4 protein-coding genes are annotated in these 5,172 nt (G+C 73.6%); 1 reads left to right on the top strand and 3 read right to left on the bottom strand.

Annotated elements, in window-relative coordinates; all coding sequences use genetic code 11:
- Both GT042_RS25390 and GT042_RS25385 read right to left on the bottom strand, forming a co-directional pair.
- Positions 1-1,134: DUF4192 domain-containing protein (locus tag GT042_RS25390; protein WP_161311052.1), on the bottom strand; the 1,134-nt coding region annotated here is incomplete at its 3' end.
- Between the two features lie 146 nt (positions 1,135-1,280).
- Entirely contained in the window at positions 1,281-3,440 is a 2,160-nt protein-coding gene (locus GT042_RS25385; RefSeq protein WP_161311051.1) for a RecQ family ATP-dependent DNA helicase, read from the bottom strand.
- A gap of 381 nt (positions 3,441-3,821) precedes the next feature.
- On the opposite strand from GT042_RS25385, the gene GT042_RS25380 reads away from it, so the two are divergent.
- Positions 3,822-4,448, top strand: coding sequence for a hypothetical protein (locus GT042_RS25380; protein ID WP_161311050.1), 627 nt, complete (start codon positions 3,822-3,824; stop codon positions 4,446-4,448).
- 297 nt (positions 4,449-4,745) lie between these two features.
- Here GT042_RS25380 and GT042_RS25375 read toward each other — a convergent pair whose 3' ends face one another.
- Complete coding sequence (locus GT042_RS25375) at positions 4,746-5,168, bottom strand: hypothetical protein (RefSeq protein ID WP_161311053.1); 423 nt, start codon at positions 5,166-5,168, stop codon at positions 4,746-4,748.
- Positions 5,169-5,172: the final 4 nt, after the last annotated feature.

Genomic DNA, 5,172 nt, shown 5'->3' with positions numbered 1-5,172 from the left:
CGCGCGCTCCCTGCGCAGGCAGTGCCGCAACTCCTCCGGATCCATGCCCTGGTTGCAGGCCTGGTGGAGCAGGCGCGCGAAGACGTACCGGGGATCGAGGCGCAGCGCCAGGCCGAGCGCGACCCGGGCCGCCGGCTCGTCCCCCAGGGACCAGGCGACCCACCCGGCCAGGCTCAGCGGCGCCGCCCCGTGCTCCACGTAAGGCCCCACACAGCGGCGGGCCAGCGCCCGCCACAGCCGGAGCGCGGACTCCGCCTCCGCCCCCTCCATCCATTCCGCCGCCCGGTCGCGGGTGACCCGGTCCTGGAGTCCGAGGATGACCGCGGCGGCCTCGTCGTCACCGATGAGCCGGTCGTCCGCCGCGTCCAGTTCCCCGGCGGCGCTGTCCGGGACGCCCCGGCGGGGCGCGTCCTCCAGCCGCCTCATCAGCACGCGCGCGAGTCGTAAGGTCTCCGCCCCGACCCGCTCGCGGCTCCCGCCGCCCAGGATGCGGGGCACGAGGGCGGCGCCCGCGTCGTCCAGCGCCCGCGCCTGCCCGTCGGCCGCCCGGACCGGCCGGGGCTCCAGGCGCGCCTCCATCTCCCGCAGCGATCCCCGCACCCGGATGCCGGCATAGGCGGCTGCCGCGGCCATCACCGACGTACCGGGCAGGGCCAGACCCGTACCCTCGGGCGGACAGCAGCGGACGTCGGGGCAACAGTACGACCAGTACCTCCCGTCCGAGATGCAGAGCGCCTCGTACACGGGCACGTCCAGCGCGCCGCAGGCGACCCGCAGCCGCTGGGCGAGCGGGCGCAGGCGCTCCATCACCCGCCGGCCGCTCTCGCCCTCCGCCGGGTCCTGGCAGAGGAAGACGACGATGCCGTCCGGCCGGGTCCCGCGCCGCTCACTCCCCTCGACGAGGCATTCGGCGAGCTGCTCGGCCACGGGCGGCCACTCCCCGGGCGAGCGGGGGATGCCGAGCCTGAGCCGTCCCCCGAACCGCCCGCGCCCGCCGTGCAGGGCGACCATGACGACGGAGTCGGTGGGGTGGAATCCGAGGAGATAGGGCAGGGCGTCGGCGAGTTCCGCGGGACTGCGCAGGGTGATCCGCTGCTCGTCGGCGGTTCCGGTCGGTTCGTGGTGCTTGTTCATGGCATGACCGTCTCGCGGAAGTACCGGATCCCGCGACCCCTGTGGATAACTTTGTCCACAGGCGGCCTTCGCGCCACTCCCGGCGGTGAAGTCCCCTACCGGGCCTGGGCGGTGAAGTCCCCTGCCGGCCTGGGCGGTGAAGTCCCCTACCCGGCCTGGGCGAGGACCAGCGGGAGCACCTGCTCGGCTCCGGCCTGGCGCAGCAGACGGGCGCCCACGGCCAGGGTCCAGCCGGACTCCGAGTAGTCGTCGACGAGAAACACCGGGCCGGGCGTACGGGCCAGGGCCGCGGCGAGTTCGTCGGGCACCATGAACGAGGCGACCAGGGCGCGCAGCCGCTGCGCCGAGTTGCTGCGGTGGGCGACGTGCTCGTCGGACTGCGGGGTATGAGCGAGACTGCCCAGCATCGGGAGCCTGCCCACCCGGGCTACCCCCGCAGCCAGGGAAGCGACCAGCTGGGGTCGGGTGCGGGAGGGCATGGCGACGATCCCCACGGGCCGCGCCGTCGCGTCGGGAGAGCCCCCGGCCCAACCCTCCGGCGAGCGGGACCAGTCGGCCACCACGGTCACGACGGCGGCCAGCACCTCCTCCGAGACCGGCCTGTCGGTCGCCTGCGCCGAGAGGATCGGACGCAGGCGGTTGCCCCAGCCGATGTCCGACAGCCTGCCCAGCGCGCGCCCGGCGACCGCCTGCTGGCCCACCGGGATACGGCCCTTGAGGTCGATGCCGACCGCGGCCAGCCCGGTCGGCCACATCTTGCGGGGTTCGATCTCGACCCCCGGCCGGTCCAGCTCACCCCGGGCCGCCGCCAGGGCTCCCGGAGAGACGGCGGGGTCGAGCCACGGACCGGCGCAGCGGTCGCAGCGGCCACAGGGGACGGCCTTCTCGTCGTCGAGCTGCCGCTGCAAGAACTCCATCCGGCAGCCCTCGGTCGCCGCGTAGTCCCGCATGGCCTGCTGCTCGGTCTCCCGCTGCCGGGCCACCCACGCGTACCGCTCCGCGTCGTACGCCCACGGCCTCCCCGTGGAGGTCCAGCCGCCCTTCACGCGCGCGACCGCCCCGTCCACGTCCAGGACCTTCAGCATCGTCTCCAGCCGCGAACGACGGAGGTCGACCAGCGGTTCCAGAGCGGGCAGGGACAACGGACGCCCGGCCTGTTCGAGAACCGCCAGGGTGCGCCGTACCTGTTCCTCGGGCGGGAAGCCCACCGAAGCGAAGTACGCCCAGATCGCCTCGTCCTCCCTGCCCGGCAGCAGCAGCACGTCCGCGTGGTCCACCCCGCGCCCGGCACGCCCCACCTGCTGGTAGTAGGCGATCGGGGACGAGGGCGAGCCCAGGTGCACCACGAAGCCCAGGTCCGGCTTGTCGAAGCCCATGCCCAGCGCGGAGGTCGCCACCAGCGCCTTCACGCGGTTCGCGAGGAGATCCTCCTCGGCCTGCAAACGGTCTGCGTTCTCCGTCTTCCCCGTGTAGGAGGACACCGGATACCCGTGCCCGCGCAGGAACGCCGCGACCTCCTCGGCCGCCGCCACCGTCAGCGTGTAGATGATCCCCGAACCGGGCAGATCTCGCAGACGCTCCCCCAGCCACGCCAGCCGGTGGGCCGCGTCCGGCAACTCCAGCACGCCCAGCCGCAGACTCTCCCGGTCCAGCGGCCCCCGCAGAACGAGAGCGTCCCCGCCTCCCGTGCCCAGCTGCTCGGCCACATCGGCCGTGACACGCGCGTTGGCGGTCGCGGTGGTGGCCAGCACCGGCACGCCGGGGGCCAGTTCGGCGAGCATGGTCCGCAGCCGCCGGTAGTCCGGGCGGAAGTCGTGGCCCCAGTCGGAGATGCAGTGCGCCTCGTCGACCACCAACAGGCCCGTGGTGGCCGCGAGCTTGGGAAGCACGTGCTCCCTGAAGTCCACCGAGTTCAGGCGTTCCGGACTGACGAGGAGAACGTCGGTCTCCCCCCGCTCGACCTCGCCGTAGATCGTCTCCCACTCCTCAGGGTTGGCCGAGTTGATGGTGCGCGCCTGGATACCGGCCCGCGCCGCCGACTCGACCTGGTTGCGCATCAACGCCAGCAGCGGCGAGATGATCACCGTGGGACCCGAGCCACGCCGCCGCAACAGGGCGGTCGCCACGAAGTACACGGCCGACTTGCCCCAGCCGGTCCGCTGGACCACCAGCGCCCGACGCCGCTCCTCCACCAGCGCGGACACGGCCTGCCACTGGTCCTCCCGCAGCCGCGCCGACCCCCCGGGGGCACCGACGAGCTCAGCGAGAACGGCATCGGCTTCGGTACGGAGCTCCAGGTTGTCCATACCCCCATGCAACCCGATGGCAGTGACAATCAACGAATCCACCCCGCGTGGCGAAGCGGACACGGACGGTGCGCCCACACCGTCCCGGGCTCCTCGGCACGCCAGGTCGGGCCGCGGGGCATGTTTCCGCTGGTCTCCGCCGGTCTTCGCGGTTCGGACGTGACGAGAACCGGCGGTTGTGGCCGGTCTCCGCAGGGATATGGCACACATAGCCCCGCATACCGGTCAGTCGGGCCAATTGCTCGTTGCCGCATGCCGATACGCCAGCGAGAATTGGGGTTGTCTCCCCGCACGGTCCCCCTGCGGTCCGCAAGGGCTGTGCTGCGGTGCGCCCCCACCCGACCCTGCCCGCACCGTGGGCGTGAATGCGAAGGGAGGATCGTGACCTTCGGATTCGCTCCGTCCGCAGCCACTTCGATCACCACATCACCGGCCGGCTCCGTCAGCCGCCTCACCAGGATGCTGGAGCCCGCCGAATGGGCGGCGGCGGGCATACCGCTGCTCAGCAACCCCCGTGAGGTGGTCAGCGGCCTGCACAGCCGGCACCGCCCGAAGCCCGCAACGGCCGTCGTGGCCGTGCTCGACCACGAGGAACGGCTCGCCGCCAGCGCCTCGTTCGTCCCCCGCCCGGCGCCCGTGGACGGCTGGGAGTTCCGCAACGCCCTCCTCGCCCATCTGCGCCGGGTCATCCCGCACGACCTGCGCCGCCGTACGCCGGTGCGCACCGCGGTCCTCCTCTACTGCCGCGAGGGCGACGAGCGGTGGACGGAGGAGGACGGGGCCTGGATGTGGGGGCTGCGGGACGCCTGCACCCTGCACGGGCTGCGGTGCGGCGCGTACATCACGCTGACGCGCGGCGGCTGGCAGGTGCTGGGCGAGGGCCGGGGCGGCCGGCGGCCCAACTCCGAGTCCGCGCCGGTCGATCTGGCCGACACGGCGTCCGATCCCGAGGTGACACCGCTCCGCAGCGGGGCGGTGGAGGCGCTGAGGCGTACGGCCGCGCGCTGAACCGTCGTACGGCCGCGTCCTGAACGTGCCCGTACGACCGGGCGCTGAACGTGCCGTACGACCATGAACTGGGCGTGCCGTACAACCTTGATCCGAGCGTGCCGTACGACTACGAGACGGCGCGCCGTACGACCACGGGCTGGGCGTGCCCCGTACGACCCCGCGCCGGAAGCAGCGGACAACCGCGCGCCGAAGAATCCGCGCGCGGGCATGCCTCACGCCTCGCCCGCGCACGCCCGACGGCCTCAGCGGCCCGGCCGCCCCCTGACGGGCAGCCGGGTCACGACAGGGTGAGGCTCAGACACCCGCGCCGAGCACGGCGTTGACCCGCTCGGGGTCGCCGCACACGACCAGCAGCGCCGTGGCCCGCTCCCGGGCCGCGGGCAGCACGCGGGCGTAGACCTCGTCACCGCCCCCGTTGACCACCACGACGACCACCGGACGGGGCTGGGCGCGGGCGACGGCGGCGGCGTCCGCGAAGAACACGTCTTCGCGGGCGTCGTGCTGCGCCCAGTAGGCGGCCTCGCCGAAGGACAGCTCGTGCGTGGCCCACGGGTGCTGTTCGCCGGTGGTGAGCACGAGGATGTCGCCCGGCGCGCGACCGGAGTCGAGCAGCAGGTCGACGGTCTCGTCGGCGGCGTCGAGCGCGCCGTCCACCGACGCCGGGGTCAGCTGGATCTTGGGGGTGGAAGGGGTGGCGGGCCGGGGTGCCTGGGGCACTCCG

It is taken from the genome of Streptomyces sp. SID3212, from assembly GCF_009865405.1.
In the GTDB taxonomy this organism is placed as follows: domain Bacteria; phylum Actinomycetota; class Actinomycetes; order Streptomycetales; family Streptomycetaceae; genus Streptomyces.
Note: the sequence above shows the minus strand (reverse complement) of the source record. Positions and strands in the feature narration are given on the sequence as shown.

Excerpts from the sequence above, each read along its gene's own strand:
- GT042_RS25385 (WP_161311051.1), bottom strand. The coding sequence starts at position 3,440 with ATGGACAACCTGGAGCTCCGTACCGAAGCCGATGCCGTTCTCGCTGAG.